Consider the following 15,901-nt stretch of genomic DNA (forward strand, 5'->3'; position numbering starts at 1 on the left):
TTATAGCCTAATCGGGCAATGGCTGATCCCAAATTAGCGGTAATAGTGGTTTTGCCTACGCCCCCTTTTCCAGAGGTAATTACAATAACACGACTCATAATGTAAAGCTCAATTATCCAGTGGTCTTAAGTTCATTATTATGCAGGATTGGGGGTATTTTTTTGCGTCCATCCCTTTTCCTTGGCCGTAAAGGTGTGGGTTTTATTAAAATTGAGAGCAGACTTTAGCCTGATTCCTTCGGTGGTTAAATAGGCCACTTCGGGTTCAAATACCTCTGGACTGTCCCCAGGGGGTCGCGCTACGGCTTCTCCAATACGTAACTGGGTTGGCTGCATTCGTAACGCCATAATACAACATTGTGGGTTCCCTTTTGCCCCTGCGTGGGCAATTCCTCGTAAATGGCCCCATATAATAATATCTCCATCGGCGATTATTTCTCCCCCTGGATTGACATCTCCTTGAATAATAATGGTTCCTGGATGACGAATAGCAACCCCAGAACGAACGGTGGTTTTTAGATACAAAGGTTCGTTAAGATTGGTTTGAGTAGACATCTCGGTGGGAAAGAGTTCCCGTTTGGGGGTTTCTTGTTCCACTGAATAACCGGCTGTGGCTGCGGTAATAGCGGTTTGACGGCGAGTGGTGAAGACACGGGTTAATTTTAATTCTGCTGCTTCTAAGGCTTCCCCAATATTATGAAATTGCCGACTATCGAGTAAGCGGTTTTCCACTAATAAATGTACGGGAGTTCCAGGTGTCCAAGTTCCCTTATGATGGGTTAAGCAATATTTTAAATCCTGTAAGAGTTCTATCCAGTCTTTGTTCCCTTCTTTGGGTTCGGTGTCTGGCAAAATCAATAATAGTTTTTTCCCTGCCCTTTTGAGGTGAACTTGAGAGTAGGGTTTAGAGGTATTGGCATTGCCATTGGGCAAAGATGTGGTTGACTCAGGATTCATAGACTAAAATCTCTAGACAATCTAGATGTTAAGCTTAACATCTAGAGAAGCAAACGGGTGAAATGGAAACCCGTCACTAGGTTTTCCTAATTAGATACAATTTCTTAGGGTTAATTGTTACTGGATTATTTCCCCATTTTCTCCTAAACACGGGTATTTTTTAGCCTTTTCTTGGTAAATTTTGGCTAGGTTCGGATGACTCCATTCAAACAGAATGTTATGATATCTTTCCCCGTCTAATCGACTGGTGTCATACATCTTTTTTTGTAATCTTTGACGTTGGGCTTCAAAGAGAATAACTGCAGCAGCCACAGAAACATTTAAAGATTGTACCATTCCTAACATGGGAATAATAATATGGCCATCCACTAAACTCGCGGCTTCTTCGCTAACGCCCCATTTTTCTGCCCCTAATAAAATGGCTGTGGGTTGAGTATAATCAATGTCACGATAATCTACAGATTCGTCAGTAAAATGGGCTGCATAGATGTTAAAATTCTGACTTTTTAGATGATTGATGGCTGTTTTAGTATCAGGATGGGTATGAAGAAATATCCATTTGTCGCTACCTTGAGACACTTGAGAAAAGGTAGGAAATTCATCGGTTGTATTAATACTATGAACGTCTAATATTCCCACAGCATCACAAGTGCGAATAATAGCTGATAAGTTATGAGGTTTATGGACATCCTCGGTTAAAACTGTTAAGTCCGGTTGTCTTTTTTCAAGAACTTCTTTAATTCGGTGATAGCGTCTTGGAAGCAAATTCATTAAGTAAAAAGGTGATTCCCATTGGTTCTATTTTATCATATTAGTTTGAGGCTAGATTATGACCAAGCTAAAAATATGAATCTGAAGTCAATTTAATTAAGTTAGGAAACTATTAATGATAAAATAGATAAAAACTAGATGATAAAAATATGAAAAATTTTGATTGGATTGTTGTTGGGGCTGGCATTACGGGATCAATGCTAAGTTACGAATTGGCTAAACAAGGACTCAGGGTTTTACTATTAGAAAAAGATCCTTATTATGCTAATGCAACTCGTTACAGTTATGGGGGGATTGCTTATTGGTCAGGTGTAGATGATTTTTCGATTCAATTATGTCAAGAAAGTCGAGACATTTATCCCCAACTATCAGAAGAGTTGGGAGAAGATACGGAATTTCGAGAATTGGATTTAATGTTAACCATTCCCGAAGAAAAAGAGCCAAACCTGATCGCTAAAAATTATCAAAAATTCTTTGTTAAACCTCAATTATTAACCCCTCAAGAATCCAGTGAAATTGAGCCTTTATTGAACCCCAATGCTATCTCAGGCTGTCTTAAGTTACCCCATGGACACATTCACCCACAAAAAACAAATAATGCTTATCAACAGGCTTTTTTAAGATTAGGTGGGACGATAAACTATGAAGAAGTGACTCAAATCTTATCTGAAAAGGAAACCCTAACGGGGGTAGAAACAAGTAAAGAAAAATATAATAGTAAAAATGTGGTAATTTGTGCAGGGGGGTTAAGTCGTTCTCTCTTAAAAACCCTAGGAATAACCCTGAATATTTATTTTACTCATTCTCAGTTACTCTTAACGCCAACTGTAGATATTAAGTTAAAAACTTTAGTCATGCCAGCAATTTTAAACCGTCTTGATATTGAAGAAAAATCAGGAGATTCTGAGCTAAAATCTTTATGGAATAGTCCCGATGATCAAATTATTTCTGATGTCATGGAACCCGGCGCGATTCAATTTTTAGAGGGTGATTTTTGTTTAGGTCAAATTAGTCAAATTAGAACCAATCCTCAAGCTAAAATTGATAGTAATGTAGCAGAAAAAATCATTCGCAAAGGAGTTGGAAAAATCTTGCCTGAGTTACAAGATTTACCTGGAAAATTACATCATTGTTTAGTTGCCTTTTGTCCTGATTCTAACTTTTTGGTAGGAAAAATTGATACAATAGCAGGACTTTATTTATTCTCAGGATTTACTAGCACTTTTATGTTTGCGCCTCCCTTAGCCAAACGTTTCGCTAGTTGGGTAATGGAAGATGATGAAAAAATGCCATCTTTGTTATAATAATAATTGATTAATTTTTAGAACAATTATTGTGAGACTTATGGTAAAAATAGCTGCAATTAATGGAAGTTTGCGAGAGGATTCTTATAGTGCGAAAGCCATTCAAATAGCCATCGCCCGAATTGAAGCTTTAGGGGCAGAAGTAACCTTTCTTGATTTACGGAACATGACCCTACCTTTTTGTGACGGAGGCAGAGAATATGACCAATATCCTGATGTGGAAAAATTACGTCGAACTGTCAAAGAAGCCGATGGATTACTATTAGCAACCCCAGAATATCATGGCAGTGTGAGTGGGGTTATGAAAAATGCGTTAGACTTAATGAGTTTTGATGAATTATCGGGAAAAGTAACCGGTTTAATTAGTGTGTTAGGGGGACAACCTAATAGTAACGCCCTGAATCATTTAAGATTAATTATGCGATGGGTTCACGGTTGGGTGATTCCGGAGCAAGTTGCCATTGGACAAGCATGGCAAGCTTTTAATGAAGAAGGTAAACTAATCGATGAAAAATTATCGGAACGCTTTGATCGCTTGGCCATGAGTTTAGTGGAAAATAGCCAAAAATTAAGATAGGGAAATATCCAAAAAATCGGCAATATATTGATTAACTAAATCAGGTTTTTCCTGTTGTACCCAGTGACTACAATTAGGAATATATTTAATAGTTAAATCATTAACATAATCCTCCGTTCCATTGGTCAATTCTTTTCCTAAAGCGGTATCGTTTTCACCCCAGATAATCAGGGTTGGAATATCTAGTTTATTCCATGATTTTTCTGAGGTCAAACTTTGTCTAAAAAAGCAACGATAATAATTAATCATAGCAGTTAATGCCCCTGGTTTAGCTGCTGCTTTTTTATAAGCTTGAATGTCTTCCTCACTAAACGCAGACTTATCGATCGCCATGTTCATAAAAGCCGATTCAATGGCTTGATAATTGTTCCATTGAAATAAGAATTCAGGTAAAAAAGGCAGTTGAAAAAAGAAAATATACCAACTTTTTCTTAACTGTTGAGGAGTGCGTAATCCTTCCATAAATTTAGCAGGGTGAGGAATATTTAAGACGATTAATTTCTCCACCATTTCAGGATATTGATCAGCAAAATACCAAGCGATCGCCCCACCCCAATCATGACCCACTAATACACATTTTTCATAGCCTAAATTAGTAATAATACCCGCAATATCTTTAACCAGTTCTGAGATACGATAAAACTGAACTGATTGTAATTGATCACTATAATTATATCCTCTCAAATCAGGAGCAACTACTCGATAATTCTTAGAAAAAGCAATGATTTGATGTCGCCATGAATACCAAAATTCAGGAAATCCATGTAACATTAACATCAAATTTCCTTCCCCTTCAGAAACATAATGAAGTCTCACCCCATTCGTATGAAGATAGTTATGATTCCAATTCTTATTAACTAAAGACATAATAATTTTTATTTTAACCTCATTGATTATTATAGTTTACCAAAAAGCCAACGACGAAAGGGAATTGATGGATAACTGACAACAAGTTAAAAAAAAAATAACGCCCCACTGCCAAATCAGGTTAACTCAAATGACCCGCGATCGCCTACTATATTGATTGTTATCCTCGAAATTGAAAAACCTATGCGAATTGCCCTATTCACAGAAACTTTTTTACCTAAAATTGATGGTATTGTTACCCGTTTACGGCATACGGTTGATCATTTACAACGCAACGGTGATCAAGTGTTAGTCTTTTCCCCTGATGGTGGGTTAAGAGAACATAAAGGAGCGAAAATTCATGGAGTCAAAGGCATTCCTCTCCCCTTATATCCTGAGTTAAAATTAGCCATTCCTACCCCTAAAGTGGGTAAAGCATTAGAAAAATTTAAACCTGATTTAATTCATGTAGTGAATCCAGCCGTTTTAGGGGTTGGGGGAATTTATTATGCTAAAACCATGAATATTCCCTTGGTTGCTTCTTATCACACCCACTTACCCCAATATTTACAACATTATGGTTTAGGTTCCTTAGAAGGAGTTCTCTGGGAACTGTTAAAATTAGCCCACAACCAAGCCCGTTTAAACCTCTGTACCTCAACGGCTATGGTAGAAGCTTTAGAAAGTCATGACATTGAACGGGTAGACCTCTGGCAGAGAGGGGTCGATACAGAGATGTTTCAACCCCATTTAGCCTCAAAACAAATGCGATCGCGTTTATCAGGGGGAAACCCCGACAAACCCTTACTCCTCTACGTGGGACGGGTTTTCGGCCGAGAAACAAATTGATCGCATTAAACCCGTCCTAGAAGCTATCCCAGAGGCACATTTGGCTATTGTTGGCGATGGCCCCCATCGAGAGGCGTTAGAGAGCCATTTTGCAGGGACTCAGACCCATTTTATCGGCTACCTCCAGGGGTTAGAATTGGCCTCCGCTTTTGCTTCGGCGGATGCGTTTGTTTTTCCCTCCACCACCGAAACTTTAGGTTTAGTCTTATTAGAAGCCATGGCCGCTGGTTGTCCAGTTGTTGCAGCCAATTCGGGAGGCATTCCTGATATTGTTACGGATGGGGTGAATGGCTATCTTTTTGATCCTCAAGACGAAAATGGCTCAATTATGGCGACTAAACGCCTACTGGCTACCACCGAGGAACGGGAACAGTTACGCAGCAACGCCCGACTCGAAGCAGAAAAATGGGGATGGGCCGCAGCCACTCAGCAGTTAAAACGCTATTACAAGGCTGTTTTAACGGAAAATACGTTACCTTTAGCTGCGTAAATCAGCAAAACAGAGAGCAATCAGTTATTGCTCTCCCTTTCTATGTCACTATTTATTAAGGTTAGAACATTAACCAAGGTTTAAAGGCAGTGACAACTTACTTTTGCCTCTTCTCAAATCTTACACCTTCGACAAAACTAGCTATATCCCCCCTGCCCCTACCCCCCCTGCCCCTACCCCCCCTGCCCCCCTTATAAAGGGGGGTGTGGGGGTGTGGGGGGTGTGGGGGAATTAAATGTTGCCAGACTATGGCAGACGAAAGACATCGGCAAAAATGCTATGGTCTTGGGGACGACGATTTTCGTTAGGGGAGTCGTAGACCACCATTAGTGCATTGTCATACCCTAAGCAGGGATAGAGGGTTAATCCTTCGGCATGGTCAGACCCAATGGTAAAGGGTAAATTAAATAAAGTTTCGAGATCGTCTGAGTCTTGTTCCCACAAAGTATTATCACTGTGATCGAGAACATTTTTCAAGCGAAACACTTGCATTGATCCTTCTAAGTCCATGGTTGGACCGGCTAAAATAATTAAATCTTCTCCTTGTAAACAAAGTTCTCTAATCCCTAATCCATTGAGATCAAGAAAATGTTTGCGGTAATATAAACCCTTTCCTAAGTCTTTAAAACTGAGTATTCCAGGACTAGAATTAATTAATTCAATTTCTAAGATAATCGCCCAACCTCTTAACACTGGGCCCCGTAACCCTAAAAATAATGTATGGTCTTTCACCGCTAACCCTTCGATATCAAAACCATTATCTTTAGAGGGAATGTTCATGGCTAAAAATTGTCCTAGGTGTTCATCTTCTGCTAGAACTTCCATTAATAAATTATGATTATCCACTTTTTCAACGTAGGCAGCAGTTAAGGGATTTTCTTCGTCTACAGAATGGCTACAAGTCTTAACTAATTCTCCTTTTAAGACTGGTAATCGAGCGATTAAATAACGGTTCGGATCTCGTTCAATTTCTGAAAGGCGTTTAATATCTTTTTTAGTCTTTTTTCCTTTGGTTTTGTTACGTTTAAAACTATGAGAGCCAATCACCCACAGATATCCATCGGAGTAGTCAAGTCCTTCAATATCAATTTCTGAATCTTGATCAAATAAGTCAATAAAATCAGTGAGGTGAAACGTTTTATGACTGCCATAAATTCCCTCTCCCATGGGAGTGAGTCGCTCGACGGAAAGGTATTCATCCGAACCAACCCAAAGACTGCCATCCGGTGTGCGAGCAATGGCGGAAAGTTCTTCGATTAAATCATCTGCTTTGCTCTGGAATTGTAAGAGTATTCTTGTTAGTAAAAAAGCATTCATTATTATATTTTCAGAATAGTTATTGTAGAAAATTATAGTGCTACGCACTGGTAAATAGTTGATTAGATAACAGTTTCAATGTTAACAAGTAACAAACAACTTTTGTTGTACTGTTATAGTCATTTTTTTTAGCCGATTGGGTGAATCATTTTTAATGAATCTATTACCCATTATATCTAAAGTTTGTTTAAAACTGAGAAAATAGAGCGAATTTCTATCAAAAGAAATAGAAGGAGAAAAGGGCAATCCATCAGGACATCACTTGTTCGGTTTTAATATTTCTTTGCAGGCGGCGATCGCTAAACAACTAATCCCCCCTAATTCTAATAGCCAATTAACACGAATTTCTCCTAATTTCCATCCTAACAGTTGATCAACATGATGAAATGATGTGGCTCGGATGATAATAAAGATTAGCAAAAAAACAATTCCCAATATAGGTAAAATAAATTGTTTTATTTTTGTTTTCATCCTCTGCATGATAAACATAAAAATTGCACCACTAATGGCAATTAAGCTAATAATAAAATCCTTTTGAACTAAACGGCGTTTCTCATACCATCCTTGTTCTATAGCCATTTTTTTTCCCACGATAGTTAACCAAGATTGTAAGTCTAATTGTTTGTTGATTCCTAAGATAATTAAAAGCAAGGCTAAGGGCCACCAAAATAAATAATCATTTTTATGTTTTTGTCCACATTTAAAACACAACAGCGCAGTTATAAAATAACAAAGCACCGTCACCCATCCCATGATAGTTGGATCGCCAATGCCCGGCCGCCAATCATTGCCTACTATAATAAGTCCATATTTCGTCATAATTTTTGTGATAAAAACAATATAAAAAATTTATATTTTCTAAAAGTATAATTAATTAGTCTCTAAGTTAGCTAAAAAAATAGTTTTGTGTTTTGACGGCTAACCTTTCCCTAGACCTAAAAACCTTTTTACCTTAAGGAGGTAAGACGTGATATAATCAGGTATTAATGATTGATTTCCTAATAAGTAAGTAAGGAATTTTTCGGGGATTTCCTTTGTGTTGTCCTCAATAAGTTTATTGACTTATTAAAAAAATCTTTAAAATGGTCTATGCTAAAGATCAAGAGCTAAGTGTAGTATCATAGGGAAACTATCATTATAATTATGACTCTTCTTTCTAGAATCGTAGGGTTGAAAAAACCTTATTAACCTTGTTCCAAGGTTGTAACATATTTTAACTTGTTCATCAATAAATCTATAATTTGAATGAATTTTACCTTAGTGTTTGGGCTACTTATAGCAGGACTCATACTATTAGTGGTGGGGGCAGAAATTTTAGTAAGAGGGGCTGCCCGTCTAGCTGGAAGTTTAGGCATTTCCCCCCTGGTGATTGGTTTAACCATTGTTTCCTATGGAACCAGTTCCCCAGAAATGGCTGTTGCTGTGCAGTCGAGTTTAGTCGGTGAAGCGGACTTAGCTTTAGGCAATGTCATTGGCAGTAATATATTTAATATCTTAGTCATTTTAGGATTATCCTCTCTGGCCATTCCCTTAATGGTGGCTCAACAGTTAATCCGCTTAGATGTTCCCATTATGATTGGGGTATTTTGTCTAACCTTCTTTTTTGGTCTCGATCGCACCATTAATCGGTCTGATGGGGTTATTTTGTTAATTGGTGGGATTATTTACACAGTCTTTTTAATTTATCAAGGGTCAAGACAATCGAGTGATCCTGATTCTGAGTATGAAACAGAATATGGCAATAAAGGGCCCTTATCGTTAGTGCAATGGATTAAAAACATTGCCTTTATTTTATTAGGGGTGGGATTTTTAGTCTTAGGATCAGAATGGTTAGTTGAAAGTGCCACCACCATTGCCCGTAAAATTGGCGTTAGTGATTTAATTATTGGCTTAACCGTTGTGGCCGCAGGAACCTCCTTACCGGAGTTAGCCACCTCTTTCGTGGCTGCCATTAAAGGAGAAAGAGATATTGCGGTAGGAAATGTAGTGGGCAGTAATATCTTTAATATTCTAACGGTATTAGCCATTTGTGCCATTGTTTCCCCCGTGGGGGTTCCTGTATCCGATGCCACCCTACATTTTGATTTACCGGTCATGGTAGCCATTGCCATTGCTTGTTTACCCATTTTCTTTACCGGTAACGTCATTGCTCGTTGGGAAGGATGCTTATTTTTAAGTTATTATATCGCCTACACCACCTATCTCATTTTGTATGCAACCGAACATGATGGAATCTCAATCTTTAGTAATGTCATGTTATTCTTTGTCATTCCCATTACTGTGGTCACCTTAGTGATTTTGACCCTCAATAGCCTACGACAAAAACAACAAAGAAAACAACTGAGTAATGAAACCATAGAAGATCAAGACGAATTAAATTAAAGTTGAGTTAAGGGAAGTTAAACAACAAAGAAAGTGGTCGGGAAGAAAAGATACAATGAGTCTTGTGAACAGGAAAATAGAAAACATGAACATTGTGTTGAAAATTGGCGATCAAGCCATCTCATCCGAGGACTTATATCCCTTACTCGCCCAATATCGCTTACTACCCCAACTGGCCAAAGAAATTATTATCGATCAAGCGATCGCCGAGATCACCTGTACACCCGAAGAAACAACCCTAGCCAAACAGCAATTTTACCAAAAACAACAAATTACCGATGAAACACAGCTAAAAGTCTGGTTAGAGCATCACGGGATGACCCCAGAACAGTTGGAAAAATTGAGTATTAGAGATTTACAAATCGAAAAATTTAAACAACTCACCTGGGGAGATAAATTAGATCCCTATTTTGTCAAATGTAAAGGAAAATTAGATCGGGTGGTTTATTCCTTAATTCGCAGCAAAGATCCAGGAGTAGCCCAAGAACTGTATTTTCGTATTCAAGAAGGAGAAAACACCTTCAGCGAACTGGCCAGACAATATTCTCAAGGGTCTGAAGCCCAAACCGGGGGGCTTCTCGGACCCGTAGAACTCAATACCCCTCACCCGAAAATCGCGCAAATTTTAGCCTCCAGTCGCCCTGGACAACTATCACCCCCTACTCAAGTGGGTGAATGGTGGATTATCTTGCGTTTAGAGAAGTATGTATCGGCCCAACTCGATGACAACACCAGACAACGACTCTTAAACGAACTCTTTCAAGGTTGGTTACTGGCCCAACTTCAACAAAATGTTTCGTTTTCTCCCCCTCAAGCCTCCCAGGATCAAGAACAGAGTTATACTGAGAAGTTGAATTAAACTCATCAAAATCAAACATATCAAACCAAGGCCGTTGAAATTATGGCAAGAATTCACTATAAAAAAGAGGGTAAATAATTCTTTTTTTTTGATCTGAAGTTTTACCAAAACCTTAAACAAACTTTAAACTTAAACAAACTTTAAAGTTGATCAGTTCTTAATTTAACCCTCTAAAGAATCAGGATTGATTATCACCAAAAGTAACGTTGAACGACAAGCTAATGATGAAAAATGTTTTCTATCAATACTATCTATCTTAATAGTAGAGACTCGTGGCTCAAATAACTATCAATCCTCTAATGATTAGAGTCAAAAAAGTTAAAGAAAAGATTACCCAACCTCGATCACGAGGAACCAGAATCATTCATCAAAACCTCTTATTTTGATTGCGTCATTATGACCCATACAACTAGCGACATACAAGAGTTTCTCTATCACATCGACCCCTTTGACCAATTATCCGAAACCGCCATCAGCCAAATGGCTAATCAATGTCAAATTTGGCGTTATCGTATGGGTCAAGTGATTTTAATGCGAGGTAAACTCTCATCCTACGTAACCATCCTCTTAGAAGGACAAGGACGGTTATTAGGATACGACCCCCGGACAAAAATGCCCAATACCCTAGAAAGACTGCAACCCGGTGCAATTGTAGGAGAGGTTAACCTAATTAGAGGGGTTCCCTGCGAAACTGTAATTGCCTCCACAGAAGCAGTAGGGTTAGCCCTCAAACAAGAAGACTTTTGGCAGTTATTAGAAGACTATCCTCGGCTCAAAGAACGATTTCAAGGTCAATGTACCATTAGTGAACTCTATGACCTGTTAGGGACTTATTTGGCGCAACAGGCGCAAGGAGACATCGATATCAAAGCCCTGGCCCAAGACCTCATAGAAGATGCTCAAGTTTACTACTTAAACCCAGGAAAAAATAGTTTACCCCCAGAACATCAACAACAACTCTGGTTAGTGAGTGGAGGAGGTAGCATCGAAAATGTTGCCGTAGGAAGTCGTTTAATGGCAAACAATGGCAACTCATCAGTGGTGGTTAACGGGAGTCAAGCGGCTCGCATCATTATCTTACCCTTGTTAAACCTAGGGGAACTTCAACAGCCAAACCACTTAAACAACGGCCAACAATCAACCCCTATCTCCCTTGACAAAGTTGAAGAAGAAATACCCTATGCAGACGTAGAAGTGGTCGGGGTTGCCCCTCCCCCAGAACCCTCTAAACAAGAAAAAAGACGTAAATCCTATCCCTTTGTCAAAGGAAAAACCCCCTTAGGGGTGGGTTCAGCCTGTTTTCAGATGCTAAGCCAATACTTTGGGATGCCCTATCGTCGGGATGTCATTCGTCGGATTTTAGCCCAACAATTACAACGAACCGGAACCCTATCCTTACCTCTATGCGGGGCGATTACGGAATTAATGGGATTAAATGCCCAATTAATAAAAATTCCGGCCTCCTCCTTTACCCAATTAAAAACCCCGGCATTAATCATGTGGCAAGATAGTTTGACTATTTTGTATGACGTGAGTGATAAAGAAGTCGTCGTAGCAGTGCCGGAACTGGGAATCTTACGTCGTCGCCCCCGTGATTTCCTAGAAAAGTGGGGAGACAGTGGAGAAGTCTTATTATTACAACCCACCAAAGAAACCCCTCAACAACGGTTTGGTTTGAGTTGGTTTATTCCGGCATTAAAACAATATCGCAGGGTGTTGGCAGAAGTCTTTATTGCTTCATTTTTTGTGCAATTATTCGGGTTAGCGAATCCGTTAATGATTCAGGTAATTATTGATAAGGTCATTGTTCAAAATAGTGCGGATACCTTACAAGTTTTAGGGACATTTTTGTTAATTATTGCCATTTTTGAAGCAGTGTTGACCACCCTGCGAACCTACTTATTTGTAGATACGACCAACCGCATCGATATGAGTTTAGGGTCAGAAATTATTGATCACCTGTTGCGGTTGCCATTACGGTATTTTGAACGGCGGCCAGTGGGGGAAATTTCCACACGGGTTAATGAATTAGAAAATATTCGTCAATTTTTAACAGGAACTGCCTTAACCGTGGTGTTAGATGCAGTGTTTTCTGTGGTGTATATCGCCGTGATGATAGTCTATAGTCCCCTGTTAACCTTAGTGGCCTTGGGCATTGTACCGATTTTTGTGGCCATGACCTTGATATTTTCCCCGACGATTCGTCGTCAACTGAGAACCAAAGCCGAAAGAAACGCCCAAACCCAGTCCTATCTCGTAGAGGTGATGTCAGGGATACAAACTGTTAAAGCACAAAATATCGAACTGCGATCGCGTTGGCAATGGCAAGAAAAATATGCCCGTTACGTCTCCGCCGGGTTTAATACCGTCATTACCTCCACCCTAGCCAGTTCTACCAGTGGCTTTCTCAATAAATTATCCGGGCTATTGGTGTTATGGGTAGGGGCTTATTTAGTGTTGCAACAAGAACTCAGTTTAGGACAATTAATCGCCTTTCGGATTATTGCGAGTTACGTCACCTCTCCCATTTTACGACTCACCCAACTGTGGCAAAACTTCCAAGAAACCGCCCTATCCTTAGAACGGTTAGCCGATATTGTCGATACCCCTCAAGAAGCAGAACGCGATCGCAGTAATATTCCCATGCCCGCCATTCAAGGGGCTGTAAAATACGAAAACGTCTCCTTTCGCTTTAAACAACACGGTCCCTTACAACTGAAAAACATCAACATTGACTTTCCGTCCGGTACATTTATCGCTGTAGTGGGAGGCAGTGGTGCCGGAAAAAGTACCCTAACCAAACTCATTTCACGACTCTATGAACCAGAAGCCGGACGTATTTTAATCGACGGTTACGACATTTCTAAAGTCGAACTGTATTCCTTGCGTCGTCAAGTGGGGGTGGTTCCCCAAGAAACCCTGTTATTCGATGGTTCGGTACAGGATAACATCGCCCTGACTAACCCCGATGCCACCACCGAAGAGATTATTGAAGCCGCCACCGTAGCCGCAGCCCATGAGTTTATCATGACCCTCCCCAATGGGTACAATACCAATGTAGGAGAGAGAGGATCAGCCTTATCAGGGGGACAACGACAACGGATCGCCATCGCGCGATCGGTGTTGCAAAATCCTCAAATCCTCGTCTTAGATGAGGCCACCAGCGCCCTAGACTATGCCACCGAACAACAAGTATGTTTAAACCTGTTGAATGCCTTTAGCGATCGCACTGTCTTCTTTATTACCCACCGTTTAGGCACCATCAGAAGTGCCGATGTCATTTTAATGATGGATTCAGGATCAGTGGTCGAACAAGGCACCCACGACGAATTAATGGCCCTCAAAGGTCGATATTACTATCTCTATCAACAACAAGAAGGTCATCAATAAACCTGACCTCAAAAAATAATTTTCGGTAACTGATTACTGATAACTGGTCACTGCCCTACTCAACACCCATTTTAATCCTATTTATTAGGTATGAATTATGATTAACAGCAATGGTAAACACGAAAGAGACGATGATCTCACCCAAAAAAACTCAGATCAAAGCTCATCCGCTTTAGCCACCACCAATGGTAACGATCCCTTATCGAGCAATTTTCTTGCCCCCATTACCTCAGAACAAGCCGTTATCCTCCGTCAATCCCCCAGTTGGTCCAGGGGGGTGGTTTGGACGATCATCGGTGTCACCACCGCCAGTATTGTCTGGGCAGCCATTGCCAAAATAGAACAAGTGGTGCCAGCACAAGGACAACTGAAACCCCAAGAAGCCGTTAAAGAAGTCCATGCCCCCCCAGTGGGGGGTGCAGTGGTTGAAAAGGTACTCGTCGAAGATGGGCAGAAAGTTAAACCAGGGGACATCGTCGTTATTTTAGATTCAGAAGCCAGTACCGCAGAATTAAAGTCCCTAGAAAAAGTCAAAGCCTCCATAGAACAGGAGAATCGATTTTATCGAACCTTGATGAATGCCTCTTTAGATCCCACCGACGTAGAACGGGCGATCGTTAAACTGGATTTACCCACAGAAGTGGCGGCTCTAGCCCGTAACCGTGCGGCCTTAATTGCAGAAAATCGCCTCTATCAAACAGAATTAGGGAATCAAAGCCCAGGAAGCGCCTTAAGTCCCGAACAACTCGCTAGACTCAGAGCCTCTCAAGCGGAATCTTCTTCAAGAGCCTTAGCCGCCCAACTGGAAATGGATCAGCTAGAAAGACAACTCAGACAAACACAAGTTGAGTTAGCCGATGCTAAACAACAATTGACCGACGATCGCAAAGTATTGGCCGAGATCGAACAAAGAAACGAAAAAGCGATCGCAGAAGCCGAAAAAGCCCTAGAAATTGAAGAAAAAATCTTAGGCGATATTGGACCGTTGGCCGAAGAAGGAGGGGTCGCTAGATTGCAAGTCGAACGACAACGACAAACCATCGCCGAACGCAGACAACAACTGACAGAACTGCGATCCAACGGAACCATTGAACGCGATCGCCAAAACCAACAAGTTCAAGATCGTCTCAAAGAAATTGAACGGTTTAGCGAAGAAGAAAAACGCTTAAAAATTGCCATTAATCAAGCAGAAGCTCAATTAGTCAATACTGTTAAACTCACAGAAAAAGACTTGAGGGATAAAGTTTCTGATAACAACGAAAGAATTGCCGATATTGATAGTCAATTAAATAAATCCATCGTCGAAAATGATAAACGAATTGCCGAATTAGGCAGTCAAATCAGTCGTACCAACGTGACTCTAAAATATCAAGAAATTAAAGCACCGGTAGGAGGAACCGTCTTCGATCTCAAAGCCGGGCCCGGTTATGTACCTCCCCCAAACCAAACCGAACCTCTCTTAAAAATTGTCCCCGACGACAATTTAATTGCTGAAGTGAATATTACGAACCAAGACATCGGTTTTGTGCGAGTGGGGCAAAAAGTAGATGTGAGAATTGATTCTTTTCCGTTTAGTGAATTTGGGGATATTAAAGGAGAAGTGATGTCTATCGGTTCTGATGCCCTAGAACCCGATGAAATCTATCAATTTTATCGCTTTCCCGCCAAAGTAGAACTGGATCAACAATACTTGGCCACCGCCGATCGCGAAATTCCTTTACAATCAGGAATGTCTGTGACAGCTAATATTAAAGTTCGGGAAAATCGGACAGTGTTAAGTTTAATAACAGAACTGTTCAATAAAAAAGTGGAAAGTCTCAAACAAGTTCGTTAATGGGACAAACAAACAAACAAAATGGATTTATTGGAATATCAAGCAAAAGAACTGTTTCATCAGGTAGGCATTCCCGTTTTACCCTCCCAACCCATCGCCGAATTAAGTGAACTCAAACACTTGCATATTCGTTATCCAGTGGTCTTAAAATCTCAAGTCCATTCGGGAGGTCGAGGTAGGGCCGGGGGCATTCGTTTTGTGCAGAATACGATTGATGCTGTGGCGGCGGCCCAAGCCATTTTTAGTTTACCCATTTTAGGAGAATATCCTGAAGTGATTCTCGCTGAAGCCCGTTATGACACCCAAGAAGAAATTTTCTTATCCAT

Annotated in this window: 13 protein-coding genes and 1 pseudogene; 8 read left to right on the forward strand and 6 right to left on the reverse strand. The window is 40.2% G+C overall.

Translation table 11 applies throughout. From position 1 onward, the window contains the following. From C4E06_RS26580 to trmH, 3 genes are all read right to left on the reverse strand, one after another. Positions 1-98, reverse strand: a 98-nt coding sequence (locus tag C4E06_RS26580; RefSeq protein ID WP_157951262.1) for a P-loop NTPase, incomplete at its 3' end; no start/stop codon positions are given. A 39-nt stretch (positions 99-137) separates the two neighbouring features. Continuing rightward, on the reverse strand, positions 138-956 hold the full coding sequence (gene minC, locus C4E06_RS26585; RefSeq protein ID WP_107671338.1) for a septum site-determining protein MinC: 819 nt from the start codon (positions 954-956) through the stop codon (positions 138-140). Positions 957-1,073: 117 nt separating this feature from the next. Further along, positions 1,074-1,727 (reverse strand): tRNA (guanosine(18)-2'-O)-methyltransferase TrmH, encoded by a 654-nt coding sequence (gene trmH, locus C4E06_RS26590; RefSeq protein WP_107671339.1) that lies wholly within the window; start codon positions 1,725-1,727, stop codon positions 1,074-1,076. A 149-nt stretch (positions 1,728-1,876) separates the two neighbouring features. Between trmH and C4E06_RS26595 the strand changes: the two genes are divergently transcribed. Further along, a complete protein-coding gene (locus C4E06_RS26595; RefSeq protein ID WP_107671340.1) occupies positions 1,877-3,031 on the forward strand; it encodes an FAD-binding oxidoreductase in 1,155 nt (384 codons plus the stop codon). A gap of 40 nt (positions 3,032-3,071) precedes the next feature. Continuing rightward, positions 3,072-3,608: an NADPH-dependent FMN reductase gene (locus C4E06_RS26600; protein WP_107671341.1), complete on the forward strand. Its 537-nt coding sequence runs from the start codon at positions 3,072-3,074 to the stop codon at positions 3,606-3,608. Here the strand turns inward: C4E06_RS26600 and C4E06_RS26605 are convergent. Next, positions 3,600-4,475, reverse strand: a complete 876-nt coding sequence (locus tag C4E06_RS26605) for an alpha/beta fold hydrolase (RefSeq protein WP_107671342.1) — start codon at positions 4,473-4,475, stop codon at positions 3,600-3,602. The two genes, C4E06_RS26600 and C4E06_RS26605, sit on opposite strands and share 9 nt — an antisense overlap. A gap of 183 nt (positions 4,476-4,658) precedes the next feature. Between C4E06_RS26605 and C4E06_RS26610 the strand changes: the two are divergent. Further along, positions 4,659-5,793 (forward strand): annotated as a pseudogene (locus C4E06_RS26610) (glycosyltransferase). Between the two features lie 246 nt (positions 5,794-6,039). On the opposite strand, the gene C4E06_RS26615 reads toward C4E06_RS26610, so the two are convergent. After that, a complete protein-coding gene (locus tag C4E06_RS26615; protein WP_107671343.1) occupies positions 6,040-7,110 on the reverse strand; it encodes a DUF3616 domain-containing protein in 1,071 nt (356 codons plus the stop codon). Between the two features lie 258 nt (positions 7,111-7,368). Continuing rightward, positions 7,369-7,929 carry a hypothetical protein gene (locus C4E06_RS26620; RefSeq protein WP_107671344.1) on the reverse strand — a complete coding sequence of 187 codons (561 nt, stop codon included), beginning with the start codon at positions 7,927-7,929 and terminating at the stop codon, positions 7,369-7,371. A 426-nt stretch (positions 7,930-8,355) separates the two neighbouring features. On the opposite strand from C4E06_RS26620, the gene C4E06_RS26625 reads away from it, so the two are divergent. From C4E06_RS26625 to C4E06_RS26645, 5 genes are all read left to right on the forward strand, one after another. Continuing rightward, complete coding sequence (locus C4E06_RS26625; protein WP_107671345.1) at positions 8,356-9,492, forward strand: calcium/sodium antiporter; 1,137 nt, start codon at positions 8,356-8,358, stop codon at positions 9,490-9,492. Between the two features lie 85 nt (positions 9,493-9,577). Then, positions 9,578-10,351 (forward strand): peptidylprolyl isomerase, encoded by a 774-nt coding sequence (locus tag C4E06_RS26630; protein WP_107671346.1) that lies wholly within the window; start codon positions 9,578-9,580, stop codon positions 10,349-10,351. Positions 10,352-10,747: 396 nt separating this feature from the next. Beyond that, entirely contained in the window at positions 10,748-13,741 is a 2,994-nt protein-coding gene (locus C4E06_RS26635) for a peptidase domain-containing ABC transporter (RefSeq protein WP_107671347.1), read from the forward strand. 97 nt (positions 13,742-13,838) lie between these two features. Beyond that, complete coding sequence (locus tag C4E06_RS26640; protein WP_107671348.1) at positions 13,839-15,575, forward strand: HlyD family efflux transporter periplasmic adaptor subunit; 1,737 nt, start codon at positions 13,839-13,841, stop codon at positions 15,573-15,575. Positions 15,576-15,596: 21 nt separating this feature from the next. Continuing rightward, positions 15,597-15,901 (forward strand): ATP-grasp domain-containing protein (locus C4E06_RS26645; RefSeq protein ID WP_339377079.1); only part of this gene is annotated, 305 nt, incomplete at its 3' end.

Source organism: Cyanothece sp. BG0011, from assembly GCF_003013815.1.
Taxonomy (GTDB): Bacteria; Cyanobacteriota; Cyanobacteriia; order Cyanobacteriales; family Microcystaceae; genus Crocosphaera.

What these genes read in the sequence shown, in the direction of transcription:
- minC (WP_107671338.1), bottom strand. Translation starts at nt 956, where the DNA reads ATGAATCCTGAGTCAACCACATCTTTGCCCAATGGCAATGCCAATACC.
- trmH (WP_107671339.1), bottom strand. Translation starts at nt 1,727, where the DNA reads ATGAATTTGCTTCCAAGACGCTATCACCGAATTAAAGAAGTTCTTGAA.
- C4E06_RS26595 (WP_107671340.1), top strand. Translation starts at nt 1,877, where the DNA reads ATGAAAAATTTTGATTGGATTGTTGTTGGGGCTGGCATTACGGGATCA.
- C4E06_RS26600 (WP_107671341.1), top strand. Translation starts at nt 3,072, where the DNA reads ATGGTAAAAATAGCTGCAATTAATGGAAGTTTGCGAGAGGATTCTTAT.
- C4E06_RS26605 (WP_107671342.1), bottom strand. Translation starts at nt 4,475, where the DNA reads ATGTCTTTAGTTAATAAGAATTGGAATCATAACTATCTTCATACGAAT.
- C4E06_RS26615 (WP_107671343.1), bottom strand. Translation starts at nt 7,110, where the DNA reads ATGAATGCTTTTTTACTAACAAGAATACTCTTACAATTCCAGAGCAAA.
- C4E06_RS26620 (WP_107671344.1), bottom strand. Translation starts at nt 7,929, where the DNA reads ATGACGAAATATGGACTTATTATAGTAGGCAATGATTGGCGGCCGGGC.
- C4E06_RS26625 (WP_107671345.1), top strand. Translation starts at nt 8,356, where the DNA reads ATGAATTTTACCTTAGTGTTTGGGCTACTTATAGCAGGACTCATACTA.
- C4E06_RS26630 (WP_107671346.1), top strand. Translation starts at nt 9,578, where the DNA reads ATGAACATTGTGTTGAAAATTGGCGATCAAGCCATCTCATCCGAGGAC.
- C4E06_RS26635 (WP_107671347.1), top strand. Translation starts at nt 10,748, where the DNA reads ATGACCCATACAACTAGCGACATACAAGAGTTTCTCTATCACATCGAC.
- C4E06_RS26640 (WP_107671348.1), top strand. Translation starts at nt 13,839, where the DNA reads ATGATTAACAGCAATGGTAAACACGAAAGAGACGATGATCTCACCCAA.